The organism is Cyclobacterium sp. SOCE241 (genome assembly GCF_056867545.1).
Window position 1 is genome coordinate 3401402 of record NZ_CP149779.1, and the last position, 21174, is coordinate 3422575.

The 21174-nt window shown below is 38.0% G+C and carries 20 protein-coding genes and 1 pseudogene; 5 read left to right on the forward strand and 16 right to left on the reverse strand.

Translation table 11 applies throughout. From position 1 onward, the window contains the following. Positions 1 to 11: 11 nt before the first annotated feature. Genes WG932_RS16940 through WG932_RS16960 form a run of 5 tightly spaced genes read right to left on the reverse strand, consistent with a single transcriptional unit; the run spans position 12 to position 4451 of the window. The gene (locus WG932_RS16940; RefSeq protein ID WP_483084754.1) at positions 12 to 794 is read right to left on the reverse strand and encodes a uroporphyrinogen-III synthase; all 783 of its coding nucleotides are present in this window, start codon (positions 792 to 794) and stop codon (positions 12 to 14) included. 15 nt (positions 795 to 809) lie between these two features. Then, a complete protein-coding gene (locus WG932_RS16945) occupies positions 810 to 1025 on the reverse strand; it encodes a DUF4271 domain-containing protein (protein WP_483084755.1) in 216 nt (71 codons plus the stop codon). A 2-nt stretch (positions 1026 to 1027) separates the two neighbouring features. Further along, complete coding sequence (locus WG932_RS16950) at positions 1028 to 1921, reverse strand: DUF4271 domain-containing protein (RefSeq protein WP_483084756.1); 894 nt, start codon at positions 1919 to 1921, stop codon at positions 1028 to 1030. Then, positions 1921 to 3657 (reverse strand): POTRA domain-containing protein, encoded by a 1737-nt coding sequence (locus tag WG932_RS16955; RefSeq protein WP_483084757.1) that lies wholly within the window; start codon positions 3655 to 3657, stop codon positions 1921 to 1923. Before WG932_RS16955 ends, WG932_RS16950 begins: the two co-directional genes overlap by 1 nt. Beyond that, a complete protein-coding gene (locus tag WG932_RS16960; protein ID WP_483084758.1) occupies positions 3651 to 4451 on the reverse strand; it encodes an SMP-30/gluconolactonase/LRE family protein in 801 nt (266 codons plus the stop codon). The genes WG932_RS16955 and WG932_RS16960 overlap by 7 nt, the downstream gene beginning before the upstream one ends. A gap of 407 nt (positions 4452 to 4858) precedes the next feature. Between WG932_RS16960 and hemW the strand changes: the two genes are divergently transcribed. Both hemW and WG932_RS16970 read left to right on the forward strand, forming a co-directional pair. Next, positions 4859 to 5983, forward strand: a complete 1125-nt coding sequence (hemW, locus tag WG932_RS16965; RefSeq protein WP_483084759.1) for a radical SAM family heme chaperone HemW — start codon at positions 4859 to 4861, stop codon at positions 5981 to 5983. Between the two features lie 23 nt (positions 5984 to 6006). Next, positions 6007 to 6240 (forward strand): DciA family protein, encoded by a 234-nt coding sequence (locus WG932_RS16970; protein WP_483084760.1) that lies wholly within the window; start codon positions 6007 to 6009, stop codon positions 6238 to 6240. A gap of 231 nt (positions 6241 to 6471) precedes the next feature. On the opposite strand, the gene WG932_RS16975 is transcribed toward WG932_RS16970, so the two are convergent. The 3 genes from WG932_RS16975 to WG932_RS16985 form a co-directional block, all read right to left on the reverse strand. Then, on the reverse strand, positions 6472 to 7812 hold the full coding sequence (locus WG932_RS16975) for an aldehyde dehydrogenase (NADP(+)) (RefSeq protein ID WP_483088666.1): 1341 nt from the start codon (positions 7810 to 7812) through the stop codon (positions 6472 to 6474). 256 nt (positions 7813 to 8068) lie between these two features. Further along, on the reverse strand, positions 8069 to 8914 hold the full coding sequence (locus WG932_RS16980) for a dipeptidase (protein WP_483084761.1): 846 nt from the start codon (positions 8912 to 8914) through the stop codon (positions 8069 to 8071). A gap of 26 nt (positions 8915 to 8940) precedes the next feature. Beyond that, positions 8941 to 9321, reverse strand: coding sequence for a membrane dipeptidase (locus WG932_RS16985; RefSeq protein ID WP_483084762.1), 381 nt, complete (start codon positions 9319 to 9321; stop codon positions 8941 to 8943). A 162-nt stretch (positions 9322 to 9483) separates the two neighbouring features. Here WG932_RS16985 and WG932_RS16990 point away from each other — a divergent pair, with 162 nt between their 5' ends. The 3 genes from WG932_RS16990 to WG932_RS17000 all read left to right on the forward strand — a co-directional run bounded on the left by WG932_RS16990 (position 9484) and on the right by WG932_RS17000 (position 11576). Further along, positions 9484 to 10221, forward strand: coding sequence for a YncE family protein (locus WG932_RS16990; protein WP_483084763.1), 738 nt, complete (start codon positions 9484 to 9486; stop codon positions 10219 to 10221). Then, positions 10187 to 10378, forward strand: a complete 192-nt coding sequence (locus tag WG932_RS16995; protein WP_483084764.1) for a hypothetical protein — start codon at positions 10187 to 10189, stop codon at positions 10376 to 10378. Before WG932_RS16990 ends, WG932_RS16995 begins: the two co-directional genes overlap by 35 nt. Before the next feature lie 193 nt (positions 10379 to 10571). After that, on the forward strand, positions 10572 to 11576 hold the full coding sequence (locus WG932_RS17000) for an acyl-ACP desaturase (protein ID WP_014019229.1): 1005 nt from the start codon (positions 10572 to 10574) through the stop codon (positions 11574 to 11576). Between the two features lie 225 nt (positions 11577 to 11801). Here the strand turns inward: WG932_RS17000 and WG932_RS17005 are convergent, their stop codons facing one another. From WG932_RS17005 to WG932_RS17040, 8 genes and pseudogenes are all read right to left on the reverse strand, one after another. After that, the gene (locus tag WG932_RS17005) at positions 11802 to 12857 is read right to left on the reverse strand and encodes a hypothetical protein (protein ID WP_483084765.1); all 1056 of its coding nucleotides are present in this window, start codon (positions 12855 to 12857) and stop codon (positions 11802 to 11804) included. Beyond that, on the reverse strand, positions 12826 to 13392 hold the full coding sequence (locus tag WG932_RS17010; RefSeq protein WP_483084766.1) for a hypothetical protein: 567 nt from the start codon (positions 13390 to 13392) through the stop codon (positions 12826 to 12828). The genes WG932_RS17005 and WG932_RS17010 overlap by 32 nt, the downstream gene beginning before the upstream one ends. Before the next feature lie 136 nt (positions 13393 to 13528). After that, complete coding sequence (locus WG932_RS17015) at positions 13529 to 14272, reverse strand: hypothetical protein (RefSeq protein WP_483084767.1); 744 nt, start codon at positions 14270 to 14272, stop codon at positions 13529 to 13531. Positions 14273 to 14753: 481 nt separating this feature from the next. Further along, positions 14754 to 15674, reverse strand: coding sequence for an RQC domain-containing protein (locus tag WG932_RS17020; RefSeq protein WP_483084768.1), 921 nt, complete (start codon positions 15672 to 15674; stop codon positions 14754 to 14756). Further along, positions 15671 to 16879, reverse strand: a complete 1209-nt coding sequence (locus WG932_RS17025; RefSeq protein WP_483084769.1) for a RecQ family ATP-dependent DNA helicase — start codon at positions 16877 to 16879, stop codon at positions 15671 to 15673. The genes WG932_RS17020 and WG932_RS17025 overlap by 4 nt, the downstream gene beginning before the upstream one ends. Before the next feature lie 321 nt (positions 16880 to 17200). After that, positions 17201 to 18853 (reverse strand): hypothetical protein, encoded by a 1653-nt coding sequence (locus tag WG932_RS17030; protein ID WP_483084770.1) that lies wholly within the window; start codon positions 18851 to 18853, stop codon positions 17201 to 17203. 315 nt (positions 18854 to 19168) lie between these two features. Next, on the reverse strand, positions 19169 to 20800 hold the full coding sequence (gene rho / locus WG932_RS17035; protein ID WP_483088667.1) for a transcription termination factor Rho: 1632 nt from the start codon (positions 20798 to 20800) through the stop codon (positions 19169 to 19171). Further along, positions 20795 to 20978 (reverse strand): annotated as a pseudogene (locus tag WG932_RS17040) (Rho termination factor N-terminal domain-containing protein); the annotation flags it as partial. The pseudogene WG932_RS17040 and the gene rho, both read right to left, overlap by 6 nt. Positions 20979 to 21174 lie beyond the last annotated feature (196 nt).

Below are 21174 nucleotides of genomic sequence, written 5' to 3' on the forward strand. Positions count from 1 at the left end.
CAGTAAAAAGATTAAAAGAAATCAGATTTTATTCGCTTTTTTATATAAAGCTCCAAAGCACCGGTCATGCTTGGGGCATTTGGTAAAGGGGCTTCTATGTCCATGATAAGGTTCATATCTTTTACCGCCTGTGCCGTAGTAGGCCCAAATGCCGCAATTCTGGTTTTCCCTTGTTCGAAATCCGGAAAATTCTGAAACAATGATTTAATTCCTGAAGGACTATAAAACGCTAAAATATCATATTTAATATCCTTTAGGTCTGATAAATCTGCTGCCACTGTATGGTAGATGATTGCCTCTGTGAAATCAATGTTGTTTTTGCTCAAAAACTCAGGAATATCATCTTTCCTAATGTCTGAACATGGAAATAAATATTTCTCTGATTTATGTTTCTTAAAGAAATCAAATAAATCGGCAGCGGTTCTGGTACCTACAAACAATTTTCTTTTCCGGATCACAATGTACTTCTGAAGATAATGAGCTGTCTGCTCTGAAATACAGAAGTATTTCATATCCGCAGGCATCTCTATTTTTAGCTCCTGACATATGCCAAAAAAATGATCTATGGCATTCCTACTCGTGAAAATTACTGCAGTATGTTTTAAAATTTCAATCTTTTGCTTTCTGAAATCTTTTATAGACACCGGCTGTACCTCTATAAAAGGCCTAAAGTCAATTTTGATCTTATATTTTTCAGTTAACTGAAAATAAGGGGACCGCTTATCGGAAGGTTTAGGTTGTGAAACCAAGATGCTCCTAACTCGATTTAGTCTGTTTTTTGTTGCTTGCGTCATTTTTTTTTTTTTCCTTTACCCTAGGAGTAATTTACAAATAACCAAAAATGGGATCAATTCCGAGGTGCAAAGGTAAGAAAATAAATGATAATTATTAAATCCATTTTTTTTATACAACCATATTGCCAAGCCTATTAATCCCAAAGAATATATTAGGAAAAAAGTATAATACATATAAGAGAAATGCTCATACAAAGAAACCCAATTGTTCGCATACACAAGCACGAGCATACCTATGATAATGAAAAGTGCAAACCCCTAACTTTTAAAAGGTAGAAAAAATGTGGAAAAGCGATTTTATTAAGGCTAAATAAGAATGCACCAGTTCCCAGCCAGATAAATTTAAAAAATGTGATTATGGTCAATAACAGGGAAAAGATAAGCCAAGCAAACACTAACTTTTCAATCCCACTTTCCAGACCCAACCCAAAGAAATCGATCCCTAAACCGTGTACTACCAAAATAACCAATAGGCCTGTACTCATATTGATCAAAACCAAGTAAAATAACAACTCGGCAGAATAAATTTTTGAAAAACTCCCCGAGTCCCAAATGTCTTCAATAGAAAATACACTTTTTGGGTTCCAGAAAATCCCAAAAATGGAAGGGAAAAAAGCCCTGAAAATGGCAATTAAAAATAACACAGCAATTAACGCAATGAAGAAAAAATCTCTAATTTCATCTTTCTTCCGCTTTTCTAAAACTTTTGCTGTTTCAACCCTTTCCCCTGAACTATTGAAATACCCTTTTTGCAATGAAAAATCTTCTGAAGAAATACCAGGCTTAAAGGCAATAATCTCCAGATGACCCTCATCATCTAAGTAGGGAAGTACAGATTTATTATTGATTACCAGTAGTGTGTCTTGTAAATAATGATCCCATAAAGCTTCATTGAAAAACAGGCTGCTGCCTTCCGGTAATTGAATTTGCCAAGAGGCATCTTGGAATTGATTGGCATTCACTTGAACTGAAATTGATTCATTGCGCTTTAACCAGCCCTCTGATAAATTTTCATGGAGGGCTGAATCATAATTCACCAAAACCTGAGCAAACGAACTTATAGGAAAGCCAATTAATACCACTAAAACCAATCCTTGAAACACGAATAAATGACCAAACCACCTCATTAAAAACGACCTGTAAAACCAAAATGAATTCTTGAATAATTGAAACCTAAAGGCTGACTACCGGCCTGGCCCATTGCGTACACGAATTTAAAGATACCACCGCTAGTTTCCAAGTTTAATCCTCCACCAAAAGAGATGGGCCAATCCTGTAAAGCTGTTCCTACTTTGTTTTCAACACTTCCCAAGTCTGTGAACAACAAAAAGTATGAATACGTACCAAAATAAAACCTAGGTTCTAAATTGATATAAATGTATCGGTTGGTATAAAAATAATTCTCATTAAAGCCTCTAATGCTCTGTAAGCCTCCAAGTCGAAAGAGGTCATTTAAAAGCAAATTTGAATTATCCATATCTCCAGCATTTACCCCAAGCTTCAAGCCTAAATTTTGCCTCCACCTATAATAGAAAGCTGCATTGGTTTGAAAATAATATTGAAGAGAAGTTTTCTCAATCTCTTGGTACAATTCAGGAGGTATACCGGTATTCTCCAATATTCGCTTATTTCCTATCCCAAAAGTGCTGGTGGCCTGCCAGCCTTGCTTGGGCATAATTATATCATCTACCCGATGGATAGCAAATGTAGCCCCATAACTGTTGTACCTAAAATCAGCAATTTCAGGTAGTTTAGATGCATTTTCATAGGCACTCACGGCCAACAAATCCCCCGCCTGTCTTTTCCCGAAAAAACTTAAATAAGCAGTGGTACTTATTTGATAACCAATATTTAAGGTGAAATCCCGATTTAAGAAAGTGGTATCTTCTTTAAGCAAATTAAACGAAGCGCTTAAATCCAAATTTGTACCCAATACAAAAGGTTCTTTTGCCTCCACCTTTAAATTCTGCGAATATTGGCTTAATCGTTGCCAATTGAGTAAATAATCCCTTCCCCTTCCTCCTACATTATACAACTGCAAATCAAATTGCCCGGTTACCAACCATTTATTGGCTTCAATTTCATTGGGCAACAAACCAATTATACCATCTAGGGTATTGACCTTCCTATCATTAACCGGTAAGTATACGGTGGCTTGCTCATTTTGGAAAGACAACTCTGAATTTCCGACCACACTGATATAGGGAATGTTATTAAGTGCTTTGGTTACATCCTCTACTTTTTTCTGGGAAAAAGGCTCCCCGGGTATTATTCCCAATTTCTTAGCTAAATAAATCGGCTTAGTTTTAGAGTTCCCGGTAATCTTTAGGGTATCAAAGCTAATAAATGGGCCTTTGTCCATATCAATTATTGCCGAAATTCCATTTTCACCTTGCTCTATACTGTCGAGCTTGACAGCAATAAAAGGGTATCCATTATTTTGGCCTATCTCTAGCACATCAAGCATTAGCTTTTGCCACTCCTTGAAGCGAAAAGGCCTGCCTTCAGCCAAATGAAATGGAAAATTGAGTTTGGTTAAGAGCCAAGGTTCCAAATTACCTTTCCCCAATGCCAACCATCTGGTCTGATCTCCCAGCTCTAAGGACAACTGAATCTCTCCTCTTTCTTCCAAATCAATTTCAAATTCAGGATAGAAGTATCCTTCCTGCTGCAAAGAATCCACAATCCCCTCTTTAAAGCGAAGCATTTGCAAACTATCAGTAAAAGATCGACTCATTTGCTTGACCTCCTCACCCTCACAAAGGAGATTAATAGTAAGCATGTAAGCTGTATCCTGAGCCATTCCCTGAGATGTGGTAAATGACCATACAGCTAAAAAAATATAAATTGTTTTTCTTACCAAACACCCCTCACCTTCATCTGAAGGGTATAGACCGACTCAGAAGCAGTGATAAATAGGGTTTTCCTATCACCCGCCCCAAAACAAACATTTGCTGTCCATTTTTCATCAACCGGTATATGCCCAATTTGAACTCCCTTGCTATTAAAAATAGTGACCCCATCTCCAGTAAGGTATACATTACCTCTATTGTCAATGGTCATACCATCTGAACCCATTTCAACAAAGACCTGTCTATTGGTCAAATAACCGTCTTCCTCTATGTCATACACATAGGTCTTTTTTGCCCCTATGTCTGCAACATATAACTTTTTACCGTCATAGGTACCTACAATTCCATTTGGTTTGACAAGGTTTTCGTCAACCCTAAAAAACTGAAGGCCATCTTTCCCTAGGTAATAGAGGTGATTGCCTCCTTGCTGGGTAGCCGGATCTCTGTCCCAGTACTTCCTTTCGTACAGTGGATCTGTAATATAAATTCCACCTTTAGGGTTGGGGTTTATCCACAAATCGTTTGGACCATTCAATCTCTTCCCTTTAAAATTTTCTATCAACACTTTAGTGTTTCCTTCCTTGTCAAAAGACCATAGTTGGTTATCCATATCAGCGCATGCCAACAAATCTCCTTGTCTATTGAAATACAAACCATTGGCTCTCCCGGATTCATCAGTAAATTCAAGAATTTCTCCGGTACCAAATTTCCATTGGTATATCTTATTGTTGGGTTGGTCGGTAAAAAACACATTACCTTCCCGATCAACAGCCGGCCCTTCAGTAAACCCAAATCCATCAGCCACTTTAACCAGTTCAACATTTTTCCCTACCAGACTTTTTTAACATCCATTTGTGCTAAAACCTGGCTGGACAAAATAAAAGTTATTAAACAAATCAACGGAAATACTCGATTCATATTCATTCAAGGTAACGGTTAGGGTTCTTTTTTCTGAGAGTTACAAAATTAAGGCAATTATCACCAAAAACTAAAACCTGAGCCCAATTATCTTTACCTTTGCAAAAGAGTTCTAGATAAAATAGCGTCAAAACGATACGTTTTTGAATCCGTATCACAAAACATAAATTATTATAACGGACTTCCTCCTGCTTTAAAGCAAATTGTTGAACCCGAAACTCAAGACCGATCATTGCACCACAATGCCTATTGGCCCACCAAGTCAACTATTACTTATTAACCTAACCCAGTTTTATGTCGGGTATATACATTCATATCCCCTTTTGTTTACAAGCATGCACCTATTGTGATTTTCATTTTAGCACCAATCGGTCGAATCAAAATGAAATGGTAGACATGATTTGCTCGGAGTTGACCCTAAGAAAAAACTATCTGAATAACAAAGGGCCTGTAGAAACCATTTACTTTGGAGGTGGCACCCCATCCATTTTGTCTATCCCTCAATTGAAAAAAATATGGGACACGATCACAAACAATTTTGATTGTGAAATTCAGGAAGCTACCCTCGAAGCAAATCCGGACGATTTGGATGAGCACACTTTAGCTGAAATGCTGGCGCTGGGAATTGATAGGTTAAGTTTAGGCATACAAAGCTTTCATGATTCGGTCTTACAATTTTATAACAGGTCCCATAATGCCAAAGAATCCCTAGAAATAATAAGAAAAGCCAGAAAGGCCGGTTTCAAAACCCTTTCTATGGATCTCATTTACGGTTTTCCTTACCAGGATCATAGTTTATGGGAGAAAGATTTGGCAGCTACTTTAGAACAAGGGCCTGACCACATCAGTAGTTACTGTCTCACCGTGGAACCTAAAACCGCCCTAGGAGTTTGGGAAAAGAAAGGAAGGTTTAAAGAGGCTTCCGAAGACTTTCAGGCGGAGCAATTTGAAATTTTACAAAAAACCCTGAATCAGGCGGGTTACATTCAATATGAAATCTCAAATTTTGCCAAAGAGAATGCTTTTTCTCTACACAATAGCAATTACTGGAAGGGAATCCCTTATCTGGGAGTTGGTCCGGGAGCCCATTCTTTCGATGGTGAGCATAGGGGCCATAACATAAATCATAATGGAAAATACATCAAGCTTATCGAAAATGGCAAACTACCTTTTAAAGCAGACTATCTATCCCCTGAAAACAGAATCAATGAATACCTCCTTACTTCTCTGCGTACCATGTGGGGAATCAATTCCCTTTATTTAAAAAATCACTTTAATTATGAGCTATTGACCGAAAAGGCTGAAGAAATCAAATTATTTCAAGAACAGAAAATGCTTCAAATAAATGGTAAAAACATTACCCTTTCAGATAAAGGAAAACTTCTAGCAGATTACATTGCTTCAAAATTATTTATTTAAGCTATTCCCACTATCTTTATTTTATGAAAAGATATTCACCTGATTCAACCAGAAGAAGAAACACTACTCCATTGAAAGAAGTGTTTGAGGAACTGTTGGATACTTACCGCCTTAAGGATAAATTTTCAGAAAAAACAGTGATTAAAGAATGGGACCAATTGATGGGGAAAACTGTGGCATCTCGAACAGAGAGCTTATCAGTACGGCAGAAAATCCTCTATGTGAAAATTGTTTCCGGGCCTTTGAAAAAGAAATAATGATGAATAAATCAAAAGTTCTGACCTTAATTGAGGACAAATATGGTAAAGGTGTCATCAATGACTTAGTCATATTATAGGCAATGAGCCTTCAATAACAAAATCTAGATTTAATTTTCAAATTAAAATCAAAAAGCTGATTTACAATTCATTCAAAAATTGTAAATCAGCTAAGCATAAATTTAGTAGCGTTCTGGGCTTATCCAATCCCCAAGACTGAATCGCTCAAAATTATCTAATGAATTCACCATCCACCATTCTTAGAATTTGCAGGGGATTATCCTCTTTTAGTTCCTCCGGCAACAATCCTTCCGGCATGTCCTGATAAGCAATCGGTCTTGCAAAACGTTTGATAGCAAAGCTTCCAACTGAAGTACTCCTACTATCGGTTGTTGAAGGAAATGGTCCACCATGTTGCATGGCATGACCTACCTCTACTCCGGTGGGCACACCTTTGAATAGCAAGCGACCGCAACGTTCTTCCAATAAATTAAGGAAAGGTGCATTCTCTGCCAATTCCTTAGATGATGCCCATACAGTACATGTAAGTTGGCCTTTTAATTTAATTGCCACATCCTCTAATTCCTCTATTGAATCGTAAACCACCATAATTGCAAATGGACCAAAAACTTCTTCCTGAAAGGCATCTTCATTTAGCCAATCACTCGCTTTAACTTTAGCAAGGGAAGGATTTCCTATAAGCAATTGATTGGCTTCTGTGGTTAATAGCCATTCAAGTTTTTCTTCAATAGCAAGGTTTTTTAAAGCCTCGTGATAAGTTTTACAGATCCCCTCATGTAACATAGGAGCTCCGGACACAGTCTTCAACTGATTTATTACTTGATTTGAAAAGGCTTCTTCATGTGATTTCGGAACAAATACCAATCCGGGGTTGGTGCAAAATTGACCGACTCTTAATACCAAGGAGTTGGCGTACGCAGTCGCTGCTGACTCAAGGTTTTCATCCAAAAAGGCTTCAAATGTAAATATAGGATTCACACTTCCCATTTCAGCATACACCGGAATGGGAATATCTCTTTTGTTACAGGTATCGAAAAGTGCTTTTCCCCCTTTGAATGACCCGGTAAAAGCTATAGCTTTGGCCAAGGGATGAGCCGCTAATTCTTGCCCTGTATCAATACCTCCTTCAATATGCTGAAAAGTACCTTTTGGCATTTGGCAAATTTCAACAGCAGTTTGAAGGGCTTTGGCGACTATTCTTGAAGTTTCCGGGTGAGCAGGATGTGCTTTGTACAACACCGGACATCCTGAAGCTAGGGCTGAGATGGTATCCCCTCCGGCTGTAGAAAAAGCCAAAGGAAAATTGCTCGCTCCAAATACCACTACAGGGCCCAATGGTCTTAGCATTCTACGAATATCAGGTTTTGGAACCGGTTTGCGTTCAGCATCTTCATGATCAATCACCGCCTCAACCCAACTCCCTTCTCCAACCAGGCCGGAAAACAACCTAATTTGTCCTAATGTCCTTCCAAGCTCTCCTGTTATTCGCCCTTCAGTAAGATTGGATTCTTTGGCCGCAATAGGAATAAGCGTCTCTTTTAAAAGCTCAATTTGCTTGGCTACTTCCTCTAAAAAAGCAACTCTCTCTTGACTACTTTTTTGTTTTAATAGTAAAAAACTTGTTGAGCCTCTTGAAAACTATTGGCTATATTAATCATATTCAATTTATTATTTTTTTCCCTCAAAGCCCATTGAAAAGGGGCTATAAAATCTTACAGTTAGTGAAGTTAACAGTTATTCGTTATCCAAACAACTTATTCAAATACTAGGCTAAACTGGTGAAATAACCACGTAATTTTAAAATGTTTCAATTTTTCTTTGAATAATCGATTACTTCACCCCAAACTCTGAAGATATTTTTGAAGCAAATCTTTTCGATATCTTCTTTGGAGTAACCTCTTTTTAAAAGCTCTGCAATTAAATTGGGATACATAGAAACATCCTTAAGCCCTGTAGGTAGGGTATCTCCTACCCCATCAAAATCTGAGCCCAGGCCTATATGATCAATCCCCGCAATACTTAGAACATGATCAATGTGATCTGCTACTTGGCTAACGGACGGAAAGGGATCATTTTCACTTTTATAAGCCTCAATATAAGCCATTGCCTCAGGTTCATCCTTTTCATAATTATTTTCTTCCAACCATTTCGCTAAATACTCTTCTACTTTTCTATTGCTTTCACCGAAATCGCCATCGATAAAGTCTCCCCCAAAATTTATCATTATCACTCCGCCATTTTGACCCAATTTGGCAATCATTTGATCATCCATATTCCTTTCAAACCCCGGTGTAAAATGACGTGCTGATGAATGGGAAGCAATTACAGGTACCTCTGAAATTTCAATCACATCTAAGAATGTATCATCCGAAACATGAGAAATATCAACCATTATCCCTAATTGATTCATTTTCTTGACCACCTCCACACCAAAAGTGCTTAAGCCACCATGAGTATATGTGGTATCATAAGAAGAGTCTCCTATCAAATTATCCTTCCCATGGGTCAAGGTAATGTACCGAATCCCTTGTTCATAAAAGTGATCGAGATTTTGAAGATTTCCTTCCAAGGGAGCACCATTTTCCATTCCTAAAGGAAGGGATATTTTTCCGGCCTCAAAATTACTGATAATGTCTGCTGGACTATAGGCCATTGCAAATTTATCCGGCCAATTTTCCGCTATTTTTTTGTCATCAAAATAAGCGAATCGGCCAAAAGTTTTGCTCCCCCACTGCCTTGATATTTGGTGGATATATAAATCGACATAAATGGGGCATCTAGTCCACCTGCTTTGGCTCTAGGGTAATCAAAATCCCCGGTTTTGGTACTTTGGGATACATTCAAGATGCCTTTCTCAATATTAAACCCTTGATGATGCATTCGATAAGGCAAATCTACATGTCCATCAACAATGATTGTATTTCGGGCTATCTCTTTAGCCATTTGCTCCCTTTCCTTATCAGAAAGTTGTTGGAAATCTATAGACGAGGAGTTGGATGATGTACAAGAAACAAACAACACCAACAACATGTAAAACAAACAAGTGATCGAAGTTTTCATAGAATGATGAATAAAAGTTAATAGCACAATTTTTGTTCAAGATTAGCTAAAGGTAAGGATCAAAGATGTTTTTACTAAATACAAAAACGTTCATTTTTTAATGAACATTAAGTTTTCACCAAAAAATTATCGAAATTTGAAGTTCAACCAAAAACCACGACAATGGAATCAGTTAACAAATCTTTAATCTATAGTTTAGTTTTAAGTATACTCATCTTCTCGAGCTGTGGCTCTAAAAACACAAGCACGGAAGGTACTGAGACAAGTCAGGAAGAAGTGAAGGAACCAGAAGTTGCAGCCTCTTTGGAAAAGGTGTGGGAAACCTCTGCGGATCTTACCACCAATGAATCTGCTCACTATGAAGAAAGTGATGGTATGATATACGTAGCCAATATAGAAGGAGGGCCTGCTGAAAAAGATGGTGTAGGTTCAATATCTAAGTTGAACACCAAAGGAGAAATTGTTGAAAGAAATTGGGTCAGTGGCTTAAATGCACCAAAAGGAATGACTGTTATGGGTAATTTCCTTTATGTTACTGATGTAGACAGGCTATTAGAAATAGAGTTGGCTACAGGTAAAATCAATAAGTCCTACGAGGTAGACAACGCAGTATTCTTAAACGACGCGGACACTGATGGGGAGAAAGTTTATTTTACCGATATGAAAGCCAACAAGATCTTGTATTTGGAAGATGGTGAGATAAAAACATTTGCAGAAAACCAGCCTAATATTAATGGGTTACGTATAGGGAATGGCAACACGCTATATGGCCTTGATGCTGACGGGTTAAAAAAGTACAATAGCGATGGAAGTTTTGAAATCCTCAACAGTACAGTTACCGGTGGTGATGGTTTAATTATTTTGGATGAAAACACATTTATTGCAAGTAAATGGGGGTGAGATTTACCTAATCCAAGATGGTGAGGCGGTAAAACTTCTGGATACCACTGCAGAGGAATCAAATACAGCCGATATTGGCTATATTCCTGAAGACAATTTAGTCATTGTCCCAACCTTTTTCAAGGACAAAGTTGTTGCTTATAAGCTTTCTTACTGATGATTGAACAATTGTTTTTGATGAAAGTGAATGAATATCCCGGTGCATTCGTTATATTATAGATAGAATGATATTTCAGATTTAAACCCATAAAAAGGTTATGGTTTGCCGGTATTGTTAGTTAAATTATAGATAGGTGTTAATATTTGGGAAAATACCAATAAATTGGCATCATAATGCGAAAGCCTAATTTATGAAGAAGTCAGATAATATTAATTACGAACTAGAAAAAAATGCAGAAGTCATCAGCCAGCTGAATGACTTTGTGACGGAGACTGTTGGGACCACTCTTATGGACCCAGATGATTGTTGGCAACCAACTGATTTTCTTCCGGATATGACGCAACCTGACGCCTTAGATCAGGTAAAAATACTAAGGGAGCGAGCAGCTGTTATTCCTGACACGATCATCACTTCTTTGATTGGCAATATGATTACAGAAGAAGCCCTTCCGAGTTACCAAACGTATTTCAATATGTTAGAAGGGGTGAATGAAGAAGGATCCCTTACCAGTGACAAAGGTTGGGTACAATGGACCAAAGCTTGGACAGCTGAAGAAAACAGGCATGGAGACCTGTTGAATAAATACTTATACTTATCAGGTAGAGCTGACATGAGGCAGGTAGAACAAACCATTCACCGGTTGATATACAATGGCTTTGACCCGAGGTCTGAAAAAGATCCTTACCAAGCAATTGTCTACACATCCTTCCAAGAAAGGGCTACCAAGATCTCCCATGTTAATACAGGTAAACTTGCTGACAAAGCTGGAGATCATGTCTTAGGTAAAATTTGCAAACAGATCGCAGGTGACGAAGCTCGACATGAGAAAGCTTATAAAAGCTTCATGTCCGAGATAATGAAAATTGATCCCAATGGAGCCATTCTTGCTTTTGAAAAAATGATGCGGAAACAAATCGTTATGCCTGCAGTACTAATGGCAAAAGGAGGTAACAATCCTTCTTTGTTTGATCAATTTTCTGCAATAACTCAGAAAGTAGGGATATATACTGGCTGGGATTATGCTCGAATAATTGACCATTTGGTAAAACTATGGAATATTGAAACAGCAACCGGACTTAATGATGTGGCGGCCAAAGCGCAAGAATATTTATCCGGATTATCTTCCAGGTACATGAGACTGGCAGATCGGATGAAAACACCTGACGAAATCAGTCTGGCGTGGATAAGTAAATAAAAGGGCTAAAAAAATATTTAAAAAATGCCCTTTTAAAGAATTAAGTAAAACGGAAGTTTAAAAAGTTGCTTAATCACCCATGACAAAGATACTCAATAGGCAAATGTCAAAAAATACCCCAAATGGGGTATTTTTTTGCATTTTCACCTAAAAAACCATTTTCAATTACCTTATAAATTAATGCTAAACAATAATTAAACTTAATGGGCCTCACTGAATAGGGCTTTATGGAATTACTCTGTAGGTTTTTTCTTCATAGCCAATACGGCCATCATTAGCAATAGCCTCAATAACCAGTACATGTTCTCCAATCACATCTCCATTAAAAAATTCGACTGATGTACTACCCTCATCATCAACAGTAAGGTTAGCGTCCCAATGCACGAGCGACCGGAAATCAGGCCTTCGGTTCGTTAAGGAATCAGTACTGCTGTATTTTGGGGAGTAAAATTCTTTTACTGGAGAAATCACCTGCATTGAAGTATCAAGTGTTCCCGGCGCCGGTTTTTCTGATCCCAATATCCCAACTCCATCCTTGGTATATACGGAGATAATATGCCCCATATAAGGCGCATCTAAAGGATTGGTTTCAGGGAAAACCCTTAAGTATTGCTTTTTAAAAAATTTAGCGTGCTTTATTAATTCAACCTGCTCAACAATCCCCGGAGGCATATATGGTACCAATTCATATTGATCTTTTTCAAGCAATTCCCCATCTATTGCCAATAAGGTGGGTTCGTCTTTTCCTCCGATTATATGTGCCAACATAAACCCGTCAGGAAACTGTTCAACCCATACTTGATCTGAATAATTGAACATTAAAATACTATATAGACCATAAGACCATTTTTCTTCTTTTTCTCGAAGGATGGCTCCGGGAATAATTACATCCGGAAGCCCAAAACTTTTATGAGCTGCTTCCATTTCCGGAGACAAGAGATAATCTTCCACAACTACCTCCTCTAAATCGTTGAAACCATTAAGCATATCAAATCTTTGCTCAGCTTGAACCCTCTTTTTCCCTAACCGAACAGCCTGATTAATCGTATGTCCCTCTTCTTTAGATAAAGAATAATTCTTTAAAAAAATTTTTGGCGTTTTAGCTGAATCTAAAGAGAAGGAGAAATTTCTATTCCTACCATGCTTCCCCATGGCTTTAAGCAATATTCTAATTCGCTTCCCATAAGCATCATCCATTTGAAAAAAGAAATTTCCAAGACTATCCGTGGTTTGGGAATATATGGTTGTTTCATTTCCAAAAGTGGCCAATGTCAAGTCCACATTGGAAGCTCCGTTTTTTACCTAATAGCGGTGGCATTACTACTCCCTTTAGACTTAGCCCTTGCTCCGGAATAAGGGCCACATTTTTTTTCCGTTGAACAGGGTATTTATAACTGCGCCATCCCTGGGTCAACATAAGCGCATCAAGGTCCTCAAGCCTATCTGAATTTTCTTCATTAAAATAATAACCTGGGTTTTCAATTTCCCCTTTTAATTCCGAACTCAGCAAAAAATAGGACAGAATATTCTCCGACTTTAACTTCCCAGCCTCACCATTAAAAACCATAATGGAAATATTGCTAGCCTCAGCAGCGGATTTATTTCCCGATATTTTAATATTTACATTGGTTGGTTCCCGCTGTTTGTAACTTTCTTGATCAAAATTCGAACTGACAATGAGTTTCTGTTCATGGTTGACATTATAAAACAAGCGTTCAACTATTGGTTGCCGATCGTGGTTTTCTACCTTAAAAGCAATAATACCCTCCGGCAACTGATGATCGGGTAAGCTTACTACAAGCTGTTTATTTTTCAATTTCCCGGCAATCAAGAAGTAATCTACCCCCTACAACTAGCCTTTATGTACACACTATCTGTTAAGGAATTGGAGGTAAGTGCTAAACGAATTTTTTTATTATTTTTAAAGACGTTCAAAACTGCACCCTGAGCCATCACCCTTGGTAAAGAATATACCGCAAATGGTTCTTTAGCATTAGGTAGAAACACCTTAGCTTGGTACATGCTGAGACTATCCGCTTGAAGAAAAAAACACCCATTCCGAGTGCATTGCTTTTAAAGCTAGTGACTTTTTTACCTTGCCTATCCACTACTACTCCTTCTACTTTAATTCCTTTCCCGTCCGGCCCAATTGCCTTCACGGCCACCCTACTACTGAGCCCATGAACCAATTGCCCACTTTCAGGAAAGAACTGCAGGTCTGGCAACTGATCATTTAAGTAAACCTTAGTGCTGTACTGTAGATTTTCGCCAATATCCATTGAGACAGAAACCCGAGATTGTTTTTTTGTAAGATCATAGTTTAAAGGATAATCCCCGTCTTTGTTCTTCTTCACAGAAATGGTATCTTGACCTTTGCCCCAATCCAGATAAACCTTGATCCTCCTGTCAGGGTTTTCTTCAGTCTCTTTAAACTTTAATAGTCCCTTTAATTTTAAAAACCCATTGTCTTCCGCAATTGTGAGATTATCTTCAGGATGCTTATTAGGATTCCCATTCACCGAAACCATGTTAACGTAGGAACTAAACATGAAATTTTCAGAAAAATTTGCATTCCATTTCGTATAAGCACGAATCAAATAACGACCAGCAGGGTAACTGTCTCCCAGCTCTAGGGCACCTTCGCCAATACCCTGTTTCAATTTCACCAACTTATGCAAAAGTATTTCTCCATTCATCCCTATTAAATCAACATACAGCAAACCACTAAGGCCTGATGGAACATTGCTTTTAGCATCTAAAACGATGGCTTTGAACCAAATGGGTTGGCCGGAAGCAAATACTTTTGACGAAAGCTGTAAATATATTTTTTCAGGATTAGGTACTTTAGGAGGCTGTTCCTCCTGAGAATAAACAGCACAGTGGAGTGAGAGAAAAAAACGAATAAAATTAATCCTATATGCTTATTAATAAACAGGCTAATGGGGCTTCCGGAAAAGCCTAAAGACCTATTTAACGAATTAAAAAATGAGGTTGTGGCCAAAACTTTACCTGTTTTTGAGTTATCGATTCCCTAGTATAAAGCATAACTGGTACACTATAAGTTATAATGTTAAAAATCTACTCAAATTAACTCGGTTTTCAAAATTCTATAAAAAAGAAGGAATCAACATTATTCCCTTAAGCGTTTAAACTTTCCTGTTAGACAATTCCCCTACATCAATTCGCTTCTTGATCATTCCCTGCCAAGGCTACTTTCAATTCAAAATAGGAATACTTTTCCCCAAAATGATCCTTCAGCTTTTTTAAGCCTTGACCGTCTAGTTTTTTGGCAGCTCCCCGTATATCTTCACAACTTTTTTCATCCAAAAAAGTGGCTTTTTTAATTTTATCTTCTTCAATTAACTGAACGATATGGCCTTCAATGGTGGTTTTGGCAAGGGATCTAAATTGTGCAATTTGAAAAATTGTCTTTCCTTGCTGGTACAACTCGAATGTCTCTTGCACAGATCCTGATGGGGCTCTTTTTAACTTTCGCTTGGGTGCCCCGACACTTTGGCCGGGTTTTATATCATGCTCATCAATGTGGGCATTGATCTCTTTGAGAAAGGTCTTCCCATATTTCTCTAATTTTAACTGTCCTATTCCTCCAATTCTAATTAATTCTTTTTCACTTCTTGGGTAACGCTGAGACATCTCAACTAGAGTTGCGTCAGAAAAAACAATGTAGGGAGGCACATTCTGTTGATCTGCCAAAACTTTGCGTACGTTTTTTAGTCTTTCAAACAAAGCTTCATCTTTTTTATTGCTTGGCTCTCGGAGGTTAAATACTTCCTCTTCCATGGCCAAGAGAAATTTTTCCTTGCGCTTCAATTTTTCCCAAGCCAAGTCACTGAGCTTTAAAATAGGCCTTTGGGGATCTTCTTGCAAAAGGTATCCCTCTGCAATTAGCTGAAAACCTAATCTTTTCCAGAAATCATCGCTTCTATCTTTACCGATTCCATAAACGGATAATTCTTTTTGAGCGTTGGTGACTTTAGCAGATTGAGACCCTCTTAATACCAAAATAACATGACCCAACCCAAACTGTTGCCCCAAACGGACCACTGCAGAAAGTAGCATCTGAGAAAAAATAGTCATATCTGACTTATTATTTTTTGAAAACAAACATCACAATTGCCACAATCCTGAGAATATTTTTCACCAAAATATCCAAGCAAATACTTTCTCCTGCAGGATTTCGTTTGGCAAAACGCAACCATGGTGTCCATTTTTGCTTTCATGTGCCGGACATACTCCTCATTATCGGCACTTTCTATCATTCTCTTCAGGGTGATACTATCCCCCAAACTATAAAAAAGCAAAGCCTCGCCAGGTAACCCATCTCTACCCGCTCGCCCGGTTTCTTGATAATAGCTTTCAATATTTTGAGGCATGTTGGTGTGCACCACAAAACGGACATTGGACTTGTCGATCCCCATTCCAAAGGCGATTGTAGCAACAATAATTTTCACCTCATCCTTAATAAATTTCTCTTGATTTTCTTGTCTATTTTCTTTGCTAAGACCGGCATGGTAGGGCAATGCAGAAAACCCGTTGGCATTAAGCTTGGCAGCGGTGTTCTCTACAGATTTTCTCGACAGACAATAGACGATACCCGCATCATTGGGCCTATGCTGAAGAAAATCTACCAATTTACCAAAACCATCAGATCTTAAAGTAACCCTATATGTTATATTGGGTCTATCAAAAGAAGAGATAAACCACTCCGGTTTGTTAAGGTGTAACCTAGCCGAAATATCTTTACGTGTTTGTTTATCTGCCGTAGCTGTCAGCGCCAAAAAAGGAGTATCGGGAAATGCTTTTCTCAAGGCACCTAATTTTAAATATTCAGGCCTAAAATCATGTCCCCATTGGGATACACAGTGAGCTTCATCTACAGCTACCAAAGAAAGGTTCATCTCTTTTAGTGCATTCACCAAGGGGTGGGTACCGGAAAACAACCGTTCCGGAGCTACATAAAGTAATTTTATACCTCCCTTCATGGCTTGGTCAGAAACATACCTCTGCTCACTGATATCCATAGTAGAATTTAAAAAAGCAGCCGGAATACCTATTTCATTCAGCGCATCTACTTGGTCTTTCATCAAGGCAATAAGTGGGGAAATTACCAAAGTGAGCCCGGGCAAAACCATGGCAGGAACTTGATAGCAAACCGATTTTCCCGCTCCGGTAGGCATCAATGCAATACAATCTTTTTTTCTATGACTTGGCGAATAACAGACTCCTGCTGCCCCTGAAAGAATCATATCCATAAAATTTTTTAGTACGTCTATTGGTTGCATGATGGAGATATTTGCGCGAATTGTATTGAGAAAGATAAATTTAATACAATTAGGCATCCTTTTCAACTTCCGGCTTAAGCATTAAATGAACTGCCTAGGGGCATTATCCAAAGTAGAAAAAATAATGGCTGAAGGCTCAGGCATATAGACCTCATTAACTAAGTATTAATGAACATTCATTACCTCAAACATTTTACCGGTTTTTAATTCATTTCCAAATACAAAAAGGTCCATAAAAATAGAGAGGAGCCTCCTGACCTAGAAAGTTCCTCTCGACTGATAAAAAATATAAATACAACCTTGTAAAAATCGGGTGACAAACTATATCTTCATTATCTTCATTCGATAAGCTTCTCCTTCATAAATTACTTCTAATACAGCCATTCCTTTACTGGCATTGTTTACTACAGTCAATAACCATTGATCAAGCTCCATACCTACTTCACCCTCAAAACTAGCTACTGACGAGGTTTGTAAAAACCTTACATTTACAGGCCCTGTTATATTACCGGAAGCCAATTTTAAATTCAGGGACGATCCATCTGTAGGATTAGGGTAAGCGGTTAATAAAATTGGTTCATCTCCGGATTCTATTCCTGAGGCTTTGATTGAAACAACATCGCTAACCATTTGATTTCCATCAAAATCAACTTGCCTGATCCTATAGTAAACCAAACCAACTAGCTCATTCAATTCAGGGTCTTCAAAAGTATATTTGCTAATAGCGTTCGTCCATCCGGACCCATTCAAAACAGCTATTTTCTCAAAACCCCCGATACCATTGATTGAACGCTCTACCTCAAAATGGCTATTCCCATCTTCTGAAGCAGTTTCCCAAACCAATTTGGAAATATTGTTATGGGTTACCACAATATCAAAAGACTTCCAAACCACAGGTAGGGCAAAACATCCATTTCCGTAAAAAGAATTCCCGCTCAAGCTTACATGACTTGTGTTCTCCTTAGTGGAGTTAGGGTAATCACAAATAAACATTGCACCATTATCTTCCCCAGTAATCTTAGCTCCTTTGGTGGCTGTGAGGGAACTCCCTACCATTATTTCACTATCATTTTTTAAGGTAATGGTACCATTGGTCATAACCACTTTACCATGAACTATTCCTCTTGCATTGGTATTCAATACAATCTTAGCTCCTCCACTTGTCGAATAATCCGACTCAAAAGAAAATGATGCATTATCCATCAAAGTCATAGATCCCCCTTTACTCATTTCCACATCTCCAACTAACCTCAAATTAGCATTGTCTTCCAAATAAATCGATCCACTATTTCCTGTTGAGGAGGTACCTCCCACAAATAGGGTACTATTATTGAGCATTTTTAAAGCTCCATTTCCAATCAACATATTTCCTGAAACAGAAACTTCTCCTGAAAAATCATTCGACCCAATATTGATTTCTCCACCTGATGAATAGTTAAGTTCAACCGTCAGAAGTTGCCCAAATACATTTAAAGTGCTCTGACTCCTTACATGGGTTTCTTCATTGACTACCAATATGGCGCCTTCTTCAATTGTGACTACCGGTTTATTGTCTCCAATCTCAAAATTATTAATGGTCAATTTTGCATTCTTAGGAACCACAATTTCAACACCTCTATCAATATCAAATTTTCCATTAACGACTAATTCTGCACCTTCAGCCAAAGTAATTGTAGGAACAGATCCACCACCATTGATGGTAATATTATCTTCAAAAATTAATTTTCCGTTTGGACCAATTTCGAGGCTGGTAAAAACACCACTCCCAAAACCTGAAGCATTTCCGCTATATGTTACTTCATGGTTGATTACAACCGTTACTTCACAACCCCAGTTCTTGGATACAGGTGGTTGCCCATTACTTATATTATTCCAATTTGAGCAGCTTGATGAACTTTCCCAGGTTCCGTCTGTTTTCCATGCCCCATCTTTCACACTAACAAAATCCTGTGAATAGGTGTTTCCTGTCACCAAAGCAAAGACGGTGATAAGGATTAATAAAGAAACTATTCTAAAAAGCTGCGTAGAATTAAAAGAACTTTCATAGCTGTTTGTTTTTATAACAGTATAAAAGTACCTATGACTATGACCATTTAGTGACTTAGTCGATAAACGCTATATTTTAGGGGTTAAATCAAGCTAAATCAAAGATAAAAAAATAGAAAATTTAAAATAGTGTGTTTGAAAGACAAATAATTGATCATGAAAAGCAAAAACCCGTATAAAACGGGTTTTTTATTTAAGACTGATAAGCCTCTTTTTTATTGAATAATAGGTTTAATGCCTTACTTAACTATTCATGCTAATTAAAAATTCAGCGTTATCTCTGGTACCTTTCATTCTTTGAAGTAAGAATTCCATGGCCTCCTGAGAAGTCATATCAGACATGATTTTACGTAAAATCCATACGCGCTGCATTTCCTCTTTATCCATCAATAAATCTTCTCTTCTGGTACCTGAACCAGGCACATCAATGGCAGGATAAATTCTTCTGTTGGAAAGTTTTCTATCCAAAGATAACTCCATATTACCGGTTCCTTTAAATTCCTCGAAAATCACCTCGTCCATTTTAGACCCTGTCTCAACGAGTGCTGTAGCGATAATGGTAAGGGATCCACCATTTTCCACATTTCTTGCAGCGCCAAAGAAACGTTTTGGTTTATGCAAGGCATTGGCATCCACCCCACCGGACAAAATCTTCCCGGAGGAAGGCACAACAGTATTGTGTGCCCTAGCGAGCCTAGTGATAGAATCCAGGAGTATGACCACATCATGCCCACACTCTACCATTCTTTTGGCTTTCTCTAAGACAAGAGCGGCCACTTTCACATGCCTTTCTGCTTGTTCATCGAAAGTAGAGGAAATCACTTCTGCTTTAACAGAACGTGCCATATCGGTCACCTCTTCAGGTCTTTCGTCAATCAAAAGGATCATCAAGTGAACTTCCGGATGGTTTTCAGCAATGGCATTAGCAATTCTTTGCAAGAGTACTGTTTTACCGGTTTTAGGCTGAGCCACAATCATTCCCCTTTGACCTTTTCCAATTGGTGCAAAAAGATCGACGATCCTAGTAGATAAATTATCGTGTGTAGTGGTTAGACTCAAACGTTCTTCTGGAAATAATGGAGTGAGGTATTCAAATGGAATCCTATCTCGTATTTCATCAGTAGTTTTTCCATTGACAGTTCCAACCTTCAATAAAGCAAAGTATTTCTCTCCTTCTTTTGGAGGTCTGATTTGACCTTGAATATTATCCCCTGTTTTAAGACCAAAAAGTTTTATTTGAGAAGGAGATACATAAATATCATCCGGAGAGGCGAGGTAATTGTAATCCAAAGATCGTAAAAAGCCATATCCATCAGACATGATTTCAAGTACTCCTGAATTTTCTATAATTCCATCAAAATCTTTAATGGTTACAGAAGGCTTTCTCTTAGGGTTGTAAGGTTTTTCTGTCGGCGATTGGTCTTCAGAAACCTCTTTAGATGGCTTCCTTTTAGTAAACTCTTGATCGTTGGAAGCAGGAGTTGAAGTCTCTTGACTGGTTTTGGTTTCTTCTATATCCACCACAGCCCGTCTCCTAGGCCTAAAACTTCTTCCTTTATTGTCTTCTCCCTTAACCGGCTCGTTGGATTTTTTGTTATTGGATTTATCCTTTGCCGGTTTTTCGTTGTTATCCTGTTTTTTTGCTTCAGGCCTAGCAGCCCGTTCTTCAACTTTAGGAGACCTCTCTTCCGATTTTGCTGGCCTTTCCTTAGGTTTTGGAGCTTTGGTAGGTTTGGCGCTTTTTTCCGAATCTTCAGTGTTTTCTTTCTGAATCTTGGTTACATTTTGCCTTTTAAATTTAGGCTTCTCCTCACTTACCGGTACGCTAGCCTTTGTATTGGTTTCTGCTTCAGTAGGATCATTTTTTACTTCCACTTCTACTTTGGAAGGCTTTTTCTTGGTAGGGATTTTTCCGGAGTGATAGCTTGTTGATCTAAAATGGCATAAATCAAATCTTCTTTTTCAAAGATTTAAAGTTTTTTACCCCCAACTCCTCGGCGATCTCCTTTAATTCAGACAGTAGCCTGATTCTTAATTCTTCTATGTTATACATAAAAAACGCGTGAATGTAATTCTAAGACTGTGTAAATGATAAAATGGTATGTATCTTGATAAGTATAAAAAGGAATACAGACATTTCTGAAACTGCCAGGGTGGCAATCTTCTGCTTTTCGATCCTACAATATTACATCAATCACCAGTAATACGCAAATTTTTATGTAATTGTTATTAAATTAGTGAAAACCAAG

Coding starts and splice junctions, on each gene's coding strand:
- WG932_RS16940 (WP_483084754.1), bottom strand. CDS start 794: ATGACGCAAGCAACAAAAAACAGACTAAATCGAGTTAGGAGCATCTTG.
- WG932_RS16945 (WP_483084755.1), bottom strand. CDS start 1,025: ATGCTCGTGCTTGTGTATGCGAACAATTGGGTTTCTTTGTATGAGCAT.
- WG932_RS16950 (WP_483084756.1), bottom strand. CDS start 1,921: ATGAGGTGGTTTGGTCATTTATTCGTGTTTCAAGGATTGGTTTTAGTG.
- hemW (WP_483084759.1), top strand. CDS start 4,859: ATGTCGGGTATATACATTCATATCCCCTTTTGTTTACAAGCATGCACC.
- WG932_RS16970 (WP_483084760.1), top strand. CDS start 6,007: ATGAAAAGATATTCACCTGATTCAACCAGAAGAAGAAACACTACTCCA.
- WG932_RS16980 (WP_483084761.1), bottom strand. CDS start 8,914: ATGGCCTATAGTCCAGCAGACATTATCAGTAATTTTGAGGCCGGAAAA.
- WG932_RS16985 (WP_483084762.1), bottom strand. CDS start 9,321: ATGAAAACTTCGATCACTTGTTTGTTTTACATGTTGTTGGTGTTGTTT.
- WG932_RS16990 (WP_483084763.1), top strand. CDS start 9,484: ATGGAATCAGTTAACAAATCTTTAATCTATAGTTTAGTTTTAAGTATA.
- WG932_RS16995 (WP_483084764.1), top strand. CDS start 10,187: ATGAAAACACATTTATTGCAAGTAAATGGGGGTGAGATTTACCTAATC.
- WG932_RS17000 (WP_014019229.1), top strand. CDS start 10,572: ATGAAGAAGTCAGATAATATTAATTACGAACTAGAAAAAAATGCAGAA.
- WG932_RS17015 (WP_483084767.1), bottom strand. CDS start 14,272: ATGAATGGAGAAATACTTTTGCATAAGTTGGTGAAATTGAAACAGGGT.
- WG932_RS17020 (WP_483084768.1), bottom strand. CDS start 15,674: ATGACTATTTTTTCTCAGATGCTACTTTCTGCAGTGGTCCGTTTGGGG.
- WG932_RS17025 (WP_483084769.1), bottom strand. CDS start 16,879: ATGCAACCAATAGACGTACTAAAAAATTTTATGGATATGATTCTTTCA.